The 18,084-nt window shown below is 49.3% G+C and carries 13 protein-coding genes; 6 read left to right on the plus strand and 7 right to left on the minus strand.

Annotation, left to right across the window (positions count from 1 at the left end):
- Positions 1-46 precede the first annotated feature (46 nt).
- The 7 genes from nuoH to ndhC all read right to left on the minus strand — a co-directional run bounded on the left by nuoH (position 47) and on the right by ndhC (position 9,627).
- Positions 47-1,039, minus strand: a complete 993-nt coding sequence (gene nuoH / locus AADH33_RS09675) for an NADH-quinone oxidoreductase subunit NuoH (RefSeq protein ID WP_207969408.1) — start codon at positions 1,037-1,039, stop codon at positions 47-49.
- Positions 1,040-1,091: 52 nt separating this feature from the next.
- A complete protein-coding gene (gene nuoG / locus AADH33_RS09680; RefSeq protein ID WP_348548782.1) occupies positions 1,092-4,163 on the minus strand; it encodes an NADH-quinone oxidoreductase subunit NuoG in 3,072 nt (1,023 codons plus the stop codon).
- Positions 4,164-4,173: 10 nt separating this feature from the next.
- Positions 4,174-5,598 carry an NADH-quinone oxidoreductase subunit NuoF gene (nuoF, locus tag AADH33_RS09685; RefSeq protein WP_348548783.1) on the minus strand — a complete coding sequence of 475 codons (1,425 nt, stop codon included), beginning with the start codon at positions 5,596-5,598 and terminating at the stop codon, positions 4,174-4,176.
- Positions 5,595-6,104, minus strand: coding sequence for an NADH-quinone oxidoreductase subunit NuoE (gene nuoE, locus AADH33_RS09690; protein WP_348548784.1), 510 nt, complete (start codon positions 6,102-6,104; stop codon positions 5,595-5,597). Before nuoE ends, nuoF begins: the two co-directional genes overlap by 4 nt.
- 172 nt (positions 6,105-6,276) lie before the next feature.
- Positions 6,277-8,067 (minus strand): NADH-quinone oxidoreductase subunit C/D, encoded by a 1,791-nt coding sequence (gene nuoC, locus AADH33_RS09695; RefSeq protein ID WP_317052753.1) that lies wholly within the window; start codon positions 8,065-8,067, stop codon positions 6,277-6,279.
- Positions 8,068-8,212: 145 nt separating this feature from the next.
- The gene (locus AADH33_RS09700; protein WP_105244960.1) at positions 8,213-8,881 is read right to left on the minus strand and encodes a NuoB/complex I 20 kDa subunit family protein; all 669 of its coding nucleotides are present in this window, start codon (positions 8,879-8,881) and stop codon (positions 8,213-8,215) included.
- Positions 8,882-9,003: 122 nt separating this feature from the next.
- Positions 9,004-9,627: an NADH-quinone oxidoreductase subunit A gene (gene ndhC / locus AADH33_RS09705; RefSeq protein WP_348548785.1), complete on the minus strand. Its 624-nt coding sequence runs from the start codon at positions 9,625-9,627 to the stop codon at positions 9,004-9,006.
- A gap of 1,025 nt (positions 9,628-10,652) precedes the next feature.
- Here ndhC and AADH33_RS09710 point away from each other — a divergent pair.
- The 6 genes from AADH33_RS09710 (at position 10,653) to AADH33_RS09735 (ending at position 18,074) form a co-directional block, all read left to right on the plus strand.
- Positions 10,653-12,686, plus strand: a complete 2,034-nt coding sequence (locus tag AADH33_RS09710) for a UvrD-helicase domain-containing protein (protein ID WP_207969393.1) — start codon at positions 10,653-10,655, stop codon at positions 12,684-12,686.
- A gap of 163 nt (positions 12,687-12,849) precedes the next feature.
- Complete coding sequence (gene mgtE, locus AADH33_RS09715) at positions 12,850-14,253, plus strand: magnesium transporter (protein WP_075101450.1); 1,404 nt, start codon at positions 12,850-12,852, stop codon at positions 14,251-14,253.
- Between the two features lie 129 nt (positions 14,254-14,382).
- Positions 14,383-14,847 carry a dUTP diphosphatase gene (dut, locus tag AADH33_RS09720; protein WP_207969395.1) on the plus strand — a complete coding sequence of 155 codons (465 nt, stop codon included), beginning with the start codon at positions 14,383-14,385 and terminating at the stop codon, positions 14,845-14,847.
- Between the two features lie 104 nt (positions 14,848-14,951).
- Positions 14,952-16,850 (plus strand): phosphomannomutase, encoded by a 1,899-nt coding sequence (locus AADH33_RS09725; RefSeq protein ID WP_348548786.1) that lies wholly within the window; start codon positions 14,952-14,954, stop codon positions 16,848-16,850.
- A gap of 63 nt (positions 16,851-16,913) precedes the next feature.
- A complete protein-coding gene (gene argB / locus AADH33_RS09730) occupies positions 16,914-17,825 on the plus strand; it encodes an acetylglutamate kinase (protein WP_075101447.1) in 912 nt (303 codons plus the stop codon).
- Positions 17,826-17,843: 18 nt separating this feature from the next.
- Positions 17,844-18,074, plus strand: coding sequence for a hypothetical protein (locus tag AADH33_RS09735; RefSeq protein WP_075101446.1), 231 nt, complete (start codon positions 17,844-17,846; stop codon positions 18,072-18,074).
- Positions 18,075-18,084 lie beyond the last annotated feature (10 nt).

Genomic DNA, 18,084 nt, shown 5'->3' on the forward strand with positions numbered 1-18,084 from the left:
ATCCTTATCAGCTTTACCCTAGTTCATCAATGATGGCTAGTAATGATTACAACGTTGGGGAAAAGATCAAAATGACTGCAGCAGTAACGATTAAGTTAATCAGCGTCACTGGCAGGCAGACTTTCCAGCCAAAGTTCATCACCTGATCATAGCGCGGACGCATGAGTGAGCCTCGAGCCAAAACAAATAGGGTCATAAAAAACAGCGTCTTAATCATGAACCAAAAAGCTGGTGGAATAAATGGAATATCTAAATTAAACGGCGCCAGCCAACCACCAAAGAATAAGCAAGTCATCAAGGCTGAAATCAGGACGACGTTGACATATTCCCCAATGAAGAACATACCGAACTTCATGCCGGAATACTCGACATGATACCCTTCAGCCAGCTCTTGCTCGGCCTCTGGCTGGTCAAATGGATGCCTGTGGGTCACCGCCACACCAGCGACCACAAAGGTCAAAAATCCAAAAAACTGCGGAATGATATACCAGCCATCGATTTGTGACTCAACGATTTCGCGCAAATTAAACGAGCCGGTCAAGGCCACCACGCCCATCAATGATAAGCCTAAAAACACCTCATAACTGATGGTTTGTGCCGCCGAGCGTAGGCCGCCCAATAGCGAGAATTTGTTGGCAGACGCCCAGCCACCAAACATTACCGCATAGACGGCAATACCTGCCATGGCAAAAAAGAACAAAATACCGATATCCCAATCAGCCACCCCAAGGGTCGGCGAGACAGGGATAATGGCAAATGAGGCCAATGCGGTAAACATGGCGACCGCAGGTGCCAAGGTAAACATAAACTTATCGGTGAAATTTGGTGTCCAGTCTTCTTTAAAGAAGATTTTGAGCATATCAGCGACCAGCTGCAAGGAGCCAAACGGCCCGACACGGTTGGGGCCATAACGATCTTGCCATAAGGCAAGCATGCGGCGCTCATAGACAATCATCAACGCCGCCACGATAACGACCACCAAAAATATGACCAGTGCTTGCACCACCATAAATAAAACGGACCAAGTATCAAAGCTCATACTACTGGCCAAAAAGCTTGGCACATCAGGGATAATACGGGTAACTTGCATATTACACCTCCTGTGTGGTGGTCGGCGCGGTGCCAGTTGGCGCTGCGCGGTTGGTGGTATCGTCAGCGCTATCCGCCATATCGCCCCTCATTGTCACGGGTGCATCGACTTTACGGACTGAGGCTGGCATCGAAGGGTGAATGATGCTCACCTGCCCGACAGGATAACCAATACAGCCTTCTGCTAGATAACCGACAATCTGTACTGGTAGGGTGATTTGCTGTTTGTCAATCTCGATTGCTAAGTAATCACCAGCGGCAACATTCCAGTCTTTGGCATCATCCATACCGATACGCCATGCCGCCACCGGCAGCTGTTCGGCGACGATAGGACTGCGCGATGCCATCATTGAGCTGGCATAGATATTATAGATAGGCACCAGTTTGGCTTGTCCTTGCTGTATATCGGTCGTGGTCGCAGACAGTGCGTCTGGTGCGACATACTGACGTGTCGGTAGGCGCTCGAGCATATCGAACAAACGCACGCCTGGGTCACCATTTTTTAGATGACCACCGACTTTGTCTTGGTATTTGTTCCATGCTTGCGGCGAGTTCCAGCCAGCAGCATGAGCAAAAGGAATCATCGAGCTTGGTGTTTGTTTGCCCGTATAGCCTTCCATAGAGAAGGTCAAGCCTGTATCCAAGTCTTTTGGCTGCATTGGCTCATGCACTGAGATCGGCGCACGCATGGCGGTACGACCAGAGTAACGGCGCGGCTGACGCGCAATTTTAAGGCCCGTGATACGGTAGTCCGCATCGGGCGCGGCGCCCTTGATACCAGCAAGCTTTGGATGGGTGGCGATCAATGCATTGATGACATCATCGAGCTGTGTCCAATCCACATCACGGCCTTCGATACTGCTATGCACCGCATGCAACCAGCGCCAGCCTTCTTTAATACTGCTCATTGGATGATAATATTCATTATCATAAACTTGGAAAAAGCGCTGCGCACGGCCCTCAGCAGATATGAGCGTACCGTCCGCTTCGGCAAAACTGGCGGCTGGCAAGACGATGTCGACGTCTTTGTGCCAATCAAGCAGCTGATGATCAAGGGCAATGACGGTCTTATCAGCGAGTAACTGTGTCAACTTATTGGCATCAATGGCATCGGTCAGCTGGTTTTCTGCAACCACCACCACATCAAAGTCAGTGGCTAGTAGCTCTTCAACCGACTGCCCACCAAGCATACAAACGCCCATGCTATTGGCATCAGGTACCGTTAAATAAATACCTGCTTGTGCTTGATAGTTTTTATTGACTTCTTTTAGCTCATGGCTGTCTGCAGGCTCACGATTGATATCTTCTTGAGCCGCTTTATCTGTACCGGTTTGTGGTTTTTCAGGCTTGGCCGCCAGCTCTTTGTTTTCTTCTGGCTGATCATCCGCCGCCTGCGCTTGAGCTGCTGTGACCTTGGCATTGTGGGCATTGACTTTTTGTTGCTCGGTCGCTTTGATTGCCGCACGTTTTTGCGTGAGCGCCTGAGTAATCTGCGCCGCTGCTTCTATCAGTGCGGTAGAAGATAAGCTGCTACCCGACACCACCAGCGGCTGATCGGCTTGAATCAAGTCATAAGCGATTTGCTGCGCGAGTGCCTGCATCGCATCGGTCTCGCGCTCGGCAGTATCGGCTTGCGGCGCTACAATCTGCGTCAAATCATCTGCCAGACCTGCAATCTCATCCGCTACTTTAAAGCCAAGAGTGATGATATCTTCAGGTGTCGCCACCACGCTAGCTTTGCTGATGTCTTCTAGCTTGGTTTGCGTTACATCGACGACGTACACTGGGCTTAGCGCGTCTTGGGCAATACGCTTGACAGGTTCGGCAAGCCAGGGCTGCGTTTGCAGCGCCGCCGCCATTTTTAGGCCTTTGTTTTTTGCCGCTTGACGTACCGACAGCGCCACACGTGATGAAGTTTGTGTGATGTCTTCGCCCAACACCAGCACAGCATCATGCGCCTCGATATCAGTCATACTTGGGTTATAAATACCCTCGGTACTGAGCACTTCGATACATTTATTGACCAGTGCTTGCTGCTGATGATTGAGGCCGGTTGAAAAGTTATCAAATCCAACCAGATTTTTTAGCGCAAAGTTGGTCTCAAGACTGGCGCGCGGTGAGCCAATACCGATGATTTTTTTGTCTTTGAGTCGTTTGATGGTTTCATCAAGTGCGTAGTCAATATTGATTTTGACGTGTTTGTCATTGATACGCTCAAGCGCTTGGGTTGGACGATCAGCGCGGTTGACATAGCCATAACCAAAGCGGCCACGGTCACATAAGAAATAGCGGTTTACGTCACCGTTATAGCGGTTTTCGATACGGCGCAGCTCGCCATAACGCTCACCTGGCGAGATATTACAGCCCGCTGAGCAGCCATGACAAATGCTGGGCGCATACTGCATGTCCCATTTACGATTGTAGCGATCAGAGTGCGTTTTGTCAGTAAACACACCCGTTGGACACACTTCGGTTAAGTTGCCTGAAAACTCGCTTTCGAACTGACCATCTTTATCACGGCCAAAATACACACGGTTGTTTGAGCCATAAACGCCCAAATCTTCGCCACCTGCGTAGTCTTTATAAAAACGCACACAGCGATAGCACGCGATACAGCGGTTCATCTCGTGGGCGATAAATGGCCCAAGGTCTTGGTTATGATGCGTGCGCTTGGTAAAGCGATAGCGACGACGACTATGACCTGACATATAAGTCATGTCTTGCAAGTGACAATGCCCGCCTTCTTCACAGGTTGGACAATCATGTGGATGGTTGGTCATGAGTAGCTCAACCATCGACTTGCGGAATGCTTTGGCTTCGTCATCCGTCACAGAGATATACATGTCATCGCCAGGAGCGACCATGCAAGACATCACCAGACGACCGCGCCCTGCTTCCATATCGTCTTTGTTTTGGAACTGCTTGACTGCGCACTGACGACACGAGCCGACCGAGCCAAGGGCTGGATGATAACAAAAATACGGCACATCAATGCCGAGTGATAAGCAGGCTTGCAGCAAGTTGTCGCTGCTATCTACTTCGACAGTGGTACCATCAATATGTATGACTGCCATGCCGCTCTCCTTATTTCACTTCTGGCTGTTGGTTGGCTGCCGCATCAATGACATCGACACCAACCGCCTGCGCGATTTTTTGATCAAACTCAGGACGGAAATATTTAATCGCACTCATCAGTGGCTCCATCGCACCAGGCGCATGGGCACAGAATGTTTTGCCGATCCACAAGTCACGGGTGAGGCCTTCTAGTTTTTCGACATCGCCGACTTGTCCCGCGCCATCATTGATGGCGGTGAGCAGCTTGACACCCCACGGCAGACCATCACGGCATGGCGTGCACCAACCGCATGACTCACGCTGAAAGAAAATCTCAAGATTGCGCAGCAGCGGCACCATGTCCTGCGCTTCATCGACGACCATAATCAGCCCAGTACCCATACGGCTACCGGCTTTTTGAATGGTGTCAAAATCCATCACCACGTCCAAATGCTCTGTGGTCAAAAAGTCGGTCGAGGCACCACCAGGCAACCATGCTTTGAGTGTTTTGCCATCTTTCATGCCGCCAGCCAACTCTTCGATGATCTCGCGAGCGGTATAGCCAAATGGCAGCTCCCATAAACCTGGGTCATTGACCAATCCTGAGCAGCCAAAGAGCTTAGTACCAGGGGTTTCGCTTTTGCCTTTGATTTTCGATAGTGACTGATACCACTCGACACCATGATTGAGAATCGCTGGCATATTATTTAACGTCTCGACGTTATTGACCACCGTCGGTCTGCCCCACGCCCCAGAGATTTGCGGAAACGGCGGCTTGGTACGAGGGTTGGCGCGGCGACCTTCTAGGCAATTGATCAAGGCGGTTTCTTCACCGCAGATATAGCGGCCAGCACCCGTATGTACATGCAGATTAAAGCTAAAATCTGAGCCAAGAATGTTGTCGCCCATCAGATTATTGGCTAGACATTCTTCAATAGCCGCAACCAAACGCTCAGCAGCCAATATATATTCACCGCGGATAAAGATATAACCATCGGTGGCACCAATCGCATGAGCGGTGATGAGCATACCTTCGATAAGCTGAAACGGTAGGCGCTCCATCAATAAACGGTCTTTAAAGGTGCCCGGCTCCATCTCATCAGCATTACAGATGAGATAACGTGGCAAGCCATCTGGCGGCGACATAAACGACCATTTCAGACCGGCGTTAAAGCCTGCACCGCCGCGTCCTCTGACATTGGCCGCCTTGATCATATTGCCGACTTCTTTTGGTGATTTGGACAATGCCTTTTTTAAACCCGTAAAGCCTTGTAGAGACTCATAAGTCGCTAAATCCAAAACGGCATCATGATGCGCCAAACGCCAAGTCAATGGTTTGGTTTCGCTGGTGGCGGTCGCCTTATCCCCATAAATTGGTATACGCTGTTCATTTAGTTGGCTTGGCGCTTTACCTTGACCGCGACGAGCAATCTGCTCTGAAATCGTTAAACTCATGCGTATAGCTCCAATAATTGCGCAACCTCAGATGGCTGGACAGGACCATAAGTGTCTTCGTCTATCAGCACCGCAGGGCCTTTATCACAGTTACCCAAGCAGCAAATCGGTAATAGCGTAAAACGGCCATCAGCTGTGGTCTGCCCATACTCAATACCCAGCTGTGATCGAATTTCAGCCGATAATGCCTCATAACCTGTTAGATAACAGGCCACTGAGTCACAAATCAGGATGACATGACGGCCGACAGGCTGACGATAAATACGGTTAAAGAAAGTCGCAACGCCGTCCATATCCGACATCGGAATGTCTAATATATTGGCGATGGCATTGACCTGCGCATCATCGACCCAGCCGTTGCGCTTTTGCACGATTTTTAGCGCATCTAGCGAGGCGGCGCGCGCATGGGGATAGTGATGCATATATTCATGAATGGCAGCAATTTCCTCAGCAGTGAGGATACTTGCCACATCTACTTTTGGCATTTTGTCGGAAACAATTTTCATAATCTTCTATCTTTCCTCACTCATCATGCTAAGCACCTAGCCACTACAGCTTTATCATCACTGACATAAAGACACTGTATGATATTGACAGGTGATCGCATTTTGGCGTGCCATCAGGCAATAATATATTGATTGACTTATCTTAAAAAAACACTCATCTCAAATCACAGCGCTAGCGGTCACAGTCTGCCATCACAATATCAATCGATGCCAGATACATAATGGCATCAGAGACCAAGGAGCCATTAATCACTGACGGCATCTGCTGCAAATGAGCAAATGTCGGGGTGCGAATACGAGTACGATAGCTCATCGTGGCTTTGTCAGACGTGATGTAATAGCTGTTGAGGCCTTTGGTTGCTTCCACGATGGTGGCACACTCACCCGCTGGCATCACAGGACCCCAAGAGACAGAGATAAAGTGGTTGATCAGCGTCTCAATGTCATTTAGCGTACGGTCCTTTGGCGGTGGTACCGCTAGCGGATGGTCGGCTTTGTACGGGCCTTGCGGCATGTTGTCCATACACTGGCGGATAATACGCAGCGACTGGCGCATCTCTTCGACTTTTACCATACAACGATCATAAGCATCACCGTTGTAGCCGATGGGCACTTCAAAGTCAAAATTCTCATAGCCCATGTATGGACGCGCCTTACGCAGATCAAAGTCCACCCCTGTCGCGCGTAGACCGGCTCCAGTGACACCCCACGCCAAAGCCTGCTTGGCATTGTACTGTGCCACGCCTTGAGTACGGCCCTTGAGCACGCTGTTTTGTAGTGCCGCTTTGACATACTCATCCAAACGCTTGGGCATCCATTCCAAAAACTCACGTACCAAGCGCTGCCAGCCACGCGGCAGGTCAGCAGCAGTACCGCCGATACGGAACCATGCTGGATGCATACGGTAGCCGGTGACGGCTTCGATGACATCATAGGCTTTTTGGCGGTCGGTAAACATATAAAATACCGGCGTCATGCCACCGGCATCCTGAATAAAGGTACCGACATACAATAAGTTGTTGGTAATACGGAAAAATTCGCTCATCATCACGCGGATGGTCTCAGCGCGTGGCGGTACCTTGATACCAGCGAGCTTTTCCACCGACATGATGTAGGGCAGCTCATTCATCACCCCGCCCAGATAATCGATACGGTCGGTATAAGGGATAAATGAATGCCACGTCTGACGCTCAGCCATTTTTTCTGCGCCGCGGTGGTGATAACCAATATCAGGGATACAATCAACGACTTCCTCGCCATCGAGCTGTAGTACCAAACGAAAGGCACCGTGCGCTGAGGGGTGGTTAGGCCCGATGTTCAAAAACATAAAGTCTTCATCGCGGCCCGAGCGCTTCATACCCCACTCTTCTGGGACAAAACGCAGGTTTTCTTGCTCGTATTGTTGTTTTGCCGCGTTTAGGAAATACGGCGTAAATTCAGTGGCGCGCGCGTGATACTCTTTGCGCAGTGGATGGCCTTCCCAGTATTTCGGCAATAAGATGCGCGTCAGATGTGGATGGCCACTAAAGACAATCCCAAACATATCCCAGACTTCGCGCTCATACCAGTTGGCATTTGGCCAAATCTGCGTGGCGCTCGGCAGCGTCAAATCGTCTTCATCTAGCGCCACTTTGATACGCACATCACTATTGCGCTCAAGCGACATCAAATGATAAAACACCGTAAAGTCGCTATCTGGCAGACCTGCACGGTGCTGGCGCAACCGCTCATCTATCGCGGATAAGTCAAATAGCATGACATAGGGCTTGGGCAATTTGCGCAAGAATAACAATATCTCAAGCAAATCTGCGCGCGCCACCCACACCGTTGGAATCTCATCAACCGTATGCTGCACCACAAACTTGCCAGCATATTTATGGGTAAGCTCTTGGATGACTGCTGGAGCAGGCTTGCTCTTAGGACCCCTATTATTAGGATCTGTGTTTTCGACTACCGTGACCATGAATGATGTATTCCTTCATTAATCATAACTAAACGATGTTAATCATAACCGAACTGTGATGGGCGTACGCGTATTGAGCACGTCTACGAATTATTAACGATAAAACCCTCGCCAGACTACATAACCGCTGGCGCTAACAGCGCGCTTAGATACTGTCTGGGCTGCGCAGGTTTTTTACCGCGATACGGTCTGCCTGTTTGCGATCGCGCTCAGGCGTCATTTGCGGCTGGTAGATACCCTGCTCATTGACATGGACACCCAGCGGACGGCGCTCTTTGGTAATAGACTCTTGTAGCAGCATCAGCCCCTGAATCAGCGCTTCTGGACGCGGCGGGCAACCTGGCACATAAACGTCGACAGGAATAATCTTATCCACACCTTGTACGACAGAGTAGATGTCATACATACCGCCTGAGTTGGCGCAGGCACCCATTGATATGACCCACTTTGGCTCTAGCATTTGCTCATAAAGACGCTGGATAACAGGGGCCATTTTGACAAAACAAGTCCCAGCAACGATCATCACATCGGCCTGACGCGGCGAGGCGCGAATGACTTCGGCACCAAATCGCGATAAGTCATGAACCGCAGTTAACGTGGTGGCATATTCGACATAACAGCAAGAGGTACCAAAGTTAAATGGCCAAAGCGAGTGCTTGCGACCCCAGTTTGCTGTTGAATGGACAAGGTCTTCGAGACGACCCATAAAGACGTTTTTATTGACTTCATCTTCGATAGGGTCATTGACCGTTTGACTGGTCTGAGCAGGATAGGTATCTGCATCAGGGTTGGCTTTTGTTAATGTGTATTTCATAACATACAACCTTTATATGGGGCACTGCAGGACTATCTTCTTGCCACCGCGCGCGCCCATTATTCATAAGTGATCATTGATATACCATCATAAACCCTAAGGTTTTGTACAGCTTGACCGTCTTAACGCTCAACACTGTCTTTTTGCGCAGACGTGGCAAAATCCACGGAGGTCACATTGCCCGTGGTATTGATATGATCGATATTTTGTAGATGGCGACGATTGGTCTCAATATTGTTTGAGACGTTGATCTGCCCTGATGACTGCGCTGGGACTTTACCTGTCGGATCGACCATCAGCTCGTGCGCCCCATCAAAACGGGTGATGTCTGCCAAATTAAATCCAGCTGGCGCGGCATGTAGACGAGGTTTTTTGCGGCGCTTGTCCGCTGGTGCCCAGTTCATCGCGCCCAGACTCAGCTCATATATCAGACTGATGATTAAGATTGTGATAAAGATGGCGGCGGCAGCAAACCCTAACCAACCGGCTTCGCGCACTGAAACGGCATACGCATAAAGATAAAGCGCCTCTAAATCGAAAATAACAAAGAAAATCGCCACCAAATAAAATTTGGCAGACAGACGAATACGGGCGTTGCCTGCTCCGACAACACCCGCTTCAAATACTTCTTCTTTTTGTGAGCCTTGAGAGCGACCGCCAAGCAAACGCGGCACGACCAGCATAAAAACAACCAGCCCAATGGCGGCTAAGATAAAAGCAATTGCTGACCAATTAAAAGCAGACATGATAATACGTGCTCCTCACCCAATCGAGTGCCAAGCGCCGCGCAGAGACTGACCAACAAGGATCGGTGAGCGGCAGGCTTGACGCAGACGAAAACACAAAGCGACTGTCATTGAGCCACTGTATTTAAGTAACGACTAAATAACCATATTAGGTACTGTGCTGGTAATAGCCAATTATCAAGTGTATTGACGACGATGTCAGACATGACCAACTGTAGAGGTTCCGCTAGACATACGGAGCAAGCTGGTCGTCTAACCCCGCTTGTAACAACGTAAGATCAACTTATTAAATCAATATCATATCGCACTGCTTACTTAATTGATTTAATAACTCATTACACGTAGTCAACAATGGACGAGACAACTGGCATAAATTATTTACGTACTATACGCATTTCAGTGTCTAAAAGCTAGTTTTTAACTGTATTGAACGGTCACTTTCTCTATAAAAAAAATATGTTTTTTTTACTATAAATTATGATATAGACATTACCTTATATTAACCCCAAATCCATAACTTTTACTTATGACTGATATCATATCATTATTGAGCAAAACCACTTGGCTTTACTCGGCATCTCTGCTCGTCCATCTCCTCCCCAAAGTCGTTGTTTTTGCTTTATAATACCTCACCGAATTTTAATGATGTCTCGCCATTGGCACAAAGACACCTTTGGCAGCGTCTCAATCATCTTTGGTAATGATAAACCTACAGCACGATATCTGATGAAAAATATCTAATGAAAAATCTTAGCCTATATTGGCGATATTTGTTTATCCCTCTTAGATGACAGTGATGGTTTATTTTTATCCAGCGGCTGTCGGTACTGTTTTATACCGCTATAGTCAGTTCACTATAAAATGTTAATGTTATAGCAAGGCTGATAGAAATTTTTGCAGCCTCTGTCTGCAGCGGCACAGCACGCCAGAAAATTTTTATCGGCCTTGCTGGTCAATAAATACATGACGCTTTTATTTAGAACCGACTATATTTTATCTTTTGCTTTTGTCTTACAGGTCACGTTATGAGTCAACTCAATCCCAAACAATCCGAGGCCATGCTCTACGTCTCAGGCCCACTACTGGTGCTGGCGGGTGCCGGCTCTGGTAAGACATCAGTGATCACCCGCAAGATTGCGTATCTAATTGAAGAGTGCAACATGCCAGCGGAGCGTATCACCGCGGTGACCTTTACCAACAAGGCGGCGCGCGAGATGAAGGCGCGTGTCAGCAAGCTACTCCCTAGCGACAAGATGCGCGGTCTGACGGTCTCAACCTTTCACCAATTTGGTCTGCAGTTTTTGCGTTATGAGCTGATGCATACGCCGCTCAAGGGCAATTTTTCTATCATGGACAGCGACGACAGTAAGCGCCTGCTGATGGAGCTGATGATGCGCGACAACCTAAGCGGCGCTGAGAGTCGTGAGCTGGTCGGCAAAGCCATCAAGATGATCTCAGACTGGAAAAACGACTTGATTGAGCCGGATAAGGCGATGGAGACCTTGGACGATCCAGAGGACATGATTTTTGCCACGCTATATGGTCTATATGAGCGCAATCTGCGTGCGTATAACGCTGTGGATTTTGATGATTTGATCGTCTTGCCAACCAAGATACTGCGTGAAAACAGGGAGCTGCGCGACAAATGGCAAAACCGCATTCGCTACTTATTGGTCGATGAATATCAAGATACCAACACCGCCCAGTACGAGATGATCAAATACTTGGTTGGGCCGCAAGGTCGCTTTACCGTGGTCGGCGATGACGATCAGTCGATCTATGCGTGGCGCGGTGCCAAACCTGAAAACATGGCACTGCTCAAAGAAGATTTTCCCAAACTAAAAATCGTCATGCTCGAGCAAAACTACCGCTCGACCACCCGTATTTTGACCTCAGCCAACGCGGTGATTCTTAACAACGAGCATTTATTTGAAAAAAAGCTCTGGTCGGATAAAGGCCAAGGCGAAAAAATCCGCATCATCAACTGCCGTAATGACGATGACGAGGCCGAGCGCGTCGCCAAAGAAATCGTCACACACAAGCTGCGCTTTGGCAATGAGTGGGAGCAATACGCGGTGCTTTATCGCAGCAACTTTCAGGCGCGTATGCTCGAGGCACAATTGCGCCAATTGCAAGTGCCCTATAAGCTCTCTGGCGGTCAGTCGTTTTTTGCACGCAGTGAAATCAAAGACATCATGGGTTATTTGCGCCTGATATTGAACCCAGAAGACGACAGTGCGTTTTTGCGTATCATCAACACGCCCAAACGCGGTATGGGGCCTGCAACGCTTGAGAAGTTAGGCTTATTTGCCCAAGAGCATAGTATCTCCCTACTCGCCTCTTGTACCCATGCAGGCCTTTCGCACGTATTGCCATCCAAAGCCTATGGTACGATAAAGGAGTTTGGCGAGTTTATCGAGCACTATACCCGCGAGCTGGATCAGCACCCTGACCCAGTCCCCATCGTGCGCCAGATGATTGATGAGACAGGCTATATCGACTTTGTCCGCAGCGACGCCAAGACGCCGCAGCAAGAAAAAAACCGCCTTGACAATATCGACATGCTCTACACCAGTATTCAGTCGCTGATCAACCGCGCAGAAGACGATGAAGATCGCACCATTGATACCATCATTCGCAAACTGGTATTACTCGATATGCTCGAGCAGCAGCAAGAAGAAGAAAACACCAATAAAGTCAATCTGATGACCCTGCACGCGGCCAAAGGCTTGGAGTTTGATTTTGTCTATATCATGGGGTTAGAAGAAGAGATGCTGCCGCATCGCAACTCTATCATCAGTGAGACCATCGAAGAAGAGAGGCGTTTGATGTACGTGGGCATCACCCGCGCGCGCCGTGAGCTGACGCTGACGCTGGCAACCCAGCGCCGTGCTGGTGGACAAATGCGCGTCACCTCCGAGTCGCGGTTTTTAGATGAGCTGCCAGAGGATCATATCGACTGGCCTGCCAAAGCCAAAAAGAAAAAAGCCAGCAAAGACCCTGAAAAAGTCGCTGATGAATACTTGGCCAATATTCGGGCATTATTGGGCAATCGTTAACGGTCACTAAACGTTCAGCCTTCATCGCCCGTCCCTGTCTTTGTTATCATAAGGGCACAGCACAGAAAACATCGACATGGCTGCGTGATGAAACAACTACCGAGTGAATTGAAGACACGCCCTAGTACCTGTCCTAGCATTTGTAAAAAACATTGGAACCTTTATGCCTACGCCACCGCCTGAACAAGAACGACCATCGACCCTGCAAGGAGATTACAATCCTGCAGAGTATAGCGCTGAGTACAAGCTGCTGTATCTACAAGGTCTGGTGGCTGACAGGGCATTTGAGGACATTACCGCGTTTTTAGACAAGCAATCAGAATATGAAATTGCCAGCTTACTTGAGTCTTTTCCAACACAAAACCGCCTGCTGATTTGGGAGCAAGTACCCGATAACATCAAAGGTGAGGTGCTGGCCGAGCTAGAAGTCGATACGCGCCAGCCGTTGATGGAAAACATCTCATCCAAAGAGATATCACTGTTTACACAAGACCTAGATGCCCAAGACATCTCAGAGATTTTGGACACGGTGACCGACAGCGTCCGCACCTCGGTGATGGCGACGCTGGACGAAGATATCCGTGTGCAGGTCAATAAGCTCGACACCTATGCCGATTGGGAAGTCGGTAGCTATATGGACCCTGATCTCATTCAGGTCAGAGACGACATTACGCTGGCTGAGGTACAAGAATGGCTGCGTGACAATGACGATCTACTCGATGACGAAAGCCAAGAGCTGTTGGTCGTCGATCAAAGCCAGCAATTGCTTGGGCTGCTAAGCTTGGTGGATTTGATCAAACATGATCAAACCACTTTGGTCTCAGTGCTTATCGACCCTGCCGTCACCATCAATGATCGCTTCGACATCACCGATGCGGCGGCGATTTTTCGCTCAGAAGACATTCGTTTTGCCCCCGTCATCAACAGCCATGGCGAGCTGGTCGGTCAGTTAAATGGCGAGGACATCATGGAGATTATCCAAGATGATGTCGATAGCACCATGAAAAACCTCGCAGGTGTCAGCCAAGATGAGGAGCTGTTTGCTCCTATCTTGACCAGCGCCAAAAGCCGTAGTATCTGGCTTGGTATCAATCTGTGTACCGCGCTATTAGCGGCGGCGGTCATCGGTCAGTTTGAGGCGGTGTTGGCAAAAGTGGTGGCGCTGGCGATTTTAATGCCCGTGGTTGCCAGTATGGGCGGTATCGCTGGCTCGCAAACCTTAACAGTCGTCATTCGTGGTATGGCGATGGGTCAAATTGGTGGCTCCAACCGTTTATGGCTACTGAACAAAGAGCTGTGGGTCGGCGCGATAAACGGTATGATATGGGCAATAATCATGGCGTTTATCGCCCAATTGTGGTTTCATGATATCAAGATCAGTGCGGTCATTGGCTTGGCAATCGCCATCAATATGACTGCGGCCAATGTCTCAGGCATTAGCATTCCTTTACTCCTAAAACGCATGAATATCGATCCTGCTCTATCAGCGTCGGTGATTTTGACCACCGTCACTGATATTGTCGGTTTTATGTCGTTTTTGGGCCTAGCAAGTGTGCTGATACTGTGAGTGAGCACCAAAGCTGTCATGTAGTAGTCATTGACTTTTTTTATTTTTACAAAGCCAATCGGCTTCGCCTAAATCAGGCATTTTTTTGAATTTAATTTACAACCTATCCAATCGTTGAGTGAGTGCGTTATGCAAGCTGTACAAGTAAAAGTGTTAAACCCAAAAATCGTTGAAGACAAGGCTTTTTCTTTGCCGACACGTGCGACCGATGGTAGTGCTGGTATTGATTTGCGCGCTTGTATCGATGCGCCTTTGACCATCAAAGCCGGGGAAACACATCTTGTCGGTACAGGTCTGGCTGTGTATATCGAGGACCCTAATTATGCTGGGATGATTCTGCCGCGCTCAGGACTGGGCCATAAGCACGGTATTGTTTTGGGGAATTTGGTGGGTTTGATCGATGCCGACTACCAAGGCGAGCTGATGGTCAGTATCTGGAATCGTAGCGCTGAGGATTTTGTATTAAACCCAGCAGAGCGCATGGCGCAGTATATTGTCGTCCCTGTCGCTCGTCCTGAGTTTACCGTGGTGTCAGAGTTTAGTGAGACCAGTGCGCGCGGCGCAGGCGGTTTTGGTCATTCAGGTCGCCAGTAGACCGACTTGCTTTTTTTGACTATTTAATAACTGTCGCTTGAATTGAAGACAAGCTCTAGAAAACCTCTACTATTTTAACCATCACGCCATAAGGAGAGTAAGCGATGCCATCTTTTGCTGCGCAGCAATCCTTATTTCGTGCTTATGATATTCGCGGGCCGCGTCAGCATTTTACCACCGATTTTATTCAAGCGTTGGGGCACGCTTTTGCCTATCTGTATCAAACCGCCGAATACCGAGGCACCAGTGCTGATACGGATGTTTTGGCAAACGTCGATCGGTCAAATATCAGTCAGTCAAACACGGATCAGCACAGCATCAATCAGCAGCATATCCTTCCCAATACCATAAACAACACCAATAAACAAAGCATCGTCGTCATCGGCTACGATGTGCGCTGCAGCAGTGATGACATCGCACATACCTTAGCGAATATCTTGGCACAGCATGGCCTGCATGTCATTCAGCTCGGTTTGGTGACCACACCGATGATGGCATATTGGGCAGCGCAATATCAGGGACACGGCATCATGGTGACCGCCAGTCACTCGGCCAAAAATATACTAGGCATAAAATGGCTGGTAAACCATCAGTCCCCTAGCTGTGCTGAAATTCAGGCGCTCTATCAGCAGCTAGCGCCTCCTGATACGCCGCTTGCTCTGACTGCAGCGATAGGTTCGATGGGTCATCTGCCAACGGAGCAAGTGAGTCATGGCTATATCGATGCCATTTATCATGTTTTTATCCAGCTATACCCTCTACACCCTATAAGTCTATACCCTATAAGTGGTGAGCAGGCCTGTGATAAAGCATCGCACCATCACGGACAATACAGCGCAGCCCAGCAGCCATGCAGCGACTGGCGCCATGCTGCGCCCAAGCTTGAGCTGACGGTAGTGATCGACTGTATGCATGGGGCGACCAGTCACATCGCTCAGCCTTTATTTCAGCGTTTTTGTCAGAGCGTTATCATGCTTAACAATACAGCAGACGGTCACTTTCCCTTAGGCAACCCCGATCCTACTGAGCCAAGTCGGCTCAAACAGTTGCAGCAAGCGGTCACCACGCACAAAGCCGATATCGGACTGGCGTTCGATGGCGATGGCGATAGGCTGATGGTCGTCGATGAAAATGGCAAGACAGTGATGCCGGATCATCTGTTGTATCTACTGGCAAAATCCGCGCTCTGCGATAGCGCGCCTAACCCAGCTTCAACCGCGGTGCCTCAAGTACTGTTTGATATTAAGTGCTCTCACCATCTGCCTGCATTGCTGGCCGAGCTGGGCGCTGAGCCTATCGTGAGCCGGACGGGGAGCAGTCTGATGCGCCAGCAGATGCAGCATACCGATAGCCGCATTGTCTTTGCAGGCGAGCTATCAGGGCATTTTATTTTTAATGACAAGCGTTTTATCGCTTATGATGATGCCATGTACGCGGCTTTACGGCTATTGCATGGATTGGCCGCTCAGCCGGACGATGTTACCCAAACCTCCTTAGCAGCTATCACCCAAAGCCTGCCTACGCTGGTCAGTACCGCCGATCATTATCTGCCAATACCGTATGCCCTCACGCGCGAGCGCTCTATCGTGACGCAGCTACAGGTTTTTTGTCAGTATATACAGCAGCTCATGGATGCGGCCCGCGAGCAGTCAGATATAGCAGATTCTCAAGAAGATTGCTTGGTCAATCCCGCCTGCAGCCACGCAGTTGTTAATGAACGCTCGTCTTGTGATTGTATAGCGCAACAGCCCGCTATCACCTTAGCGCAGGCGCGGCAGTTATTGCCTATCGGCACGAGACTGAGCTGTATCGACGGTGTGCGCTTGGATTTTGCGCATGGTTTTGGCGTATTGCGGCAGTCCAATACCAGTCATCACCTGACCGCGCGCTTTGCAGGTGATAGTCTTGACGATTTAAAAGAAGTACAAAACAGATTTGCCGCTTTGTGCCGACCCTTTGATCAAAGACTGGCAGAGCAAATCATCGCGATTGCTGCTGAATAACTTATCACCCCCACTTTTTTGGCTTATATTTTTTACCCTGTACCTTTACCGTAGGAGTTTGTAATGACGCTTAATCTAGACGATGCCAAAATCACCGCTGAAGTATTGACCACGGCCTTGCCTTATATTCAGCGCTTTGTCGATAAGATCATCGTGGTCAAATACGGCGGTAACGCCATGACTGACCCTGCGCTTGAGAGCTCCTTTGCCCGTGATATCGTCTTACTCAAAACCGTTGGCATGCATCCTGTCGTCGTTCATGGCGGCGGCCCGCAGGTGGACAACCTGCTAAAAGAGTTGGGGCGGCAGTCTGATCGCATCGATGGCATGCGTGTCACTGACAAAAGCACCATGGATGTCGTCGAGATGGTACTAGGCGGCAGCGTCAACAAATCTATCGTCAGTCTCATCAACAAACACGGCGGCCGCGCTATCGGCCTAACTGGTAAAGATGCCAACTTAATCCAAGCAAAAAAACTGATGATGGACAAAATAGGTACCGATGGAGTCGCTGTACCTGTGGATTTGGGGTTTGTCGGTGATGTGGTGAGCGTCAACAAAGACGTGATAAATATGCTTATTGCCTCCGACTTCATCCCTGTCATCGCCCCACTTGGCGTCGATAGCGAAGGGCATACTTATAATATCAATGCCGACTTGGTGGCCGGTAAAGTGGCGGAGTTTTTGCAGGCAGAAAAACTCATGCTCTTGACCAACATCAAAGGCGTCTTGGGCCGTGATGGTAAAGTGGTGACGGGCCTGACACCAAAAACTGTCGATAGTCTGATCGCAGATGGCACCATTTCAGGCGGTATGATTCCTAAAATAGGATGCGCGCTCGATGCGGTTCGTGGCGGCGTCAAAAGCGCCGTCATCGTCGATGGCCGTGTGCCGCATGCAACCTTGCTTGAGATCTTTACCAACGAAGGTGTCGGTACTTTGATTAGCCGTGACCTTGATGCGGCCATGCTTTAACTTCTTGAGGAGTCGATCATGCCGCTGTGGCTGTGGTGCCTACTGTTTGTTTTAGAGAGCCTATATTGCTGGTGGATTATTGGCTACGGCGGTGCGCGCTGGATAGAAGGCTGGAAGTCGTTCTTTATGATTGAGTGGTTTGCGCTTGATTGGACAGCAGAGCAAATTCGTCTTTACGTGCTCATTATTTGGTGCTTCAGTGTGATTTGGTTTGTCGTAGGTATTATAAAACCCGAGCTTAGACTCTAAGCTTGGGCTT

It is taken from the genome of Psychrobacter sp. KFRI-CH2-11, from assembly GCF_038239325.1.
GTDB lineage: Bacteria > Pseudomonadota > Gammaproteobacteria > Pseudomonadales > Moraxellaceae > Psychrobacter > Psychrobacter celer.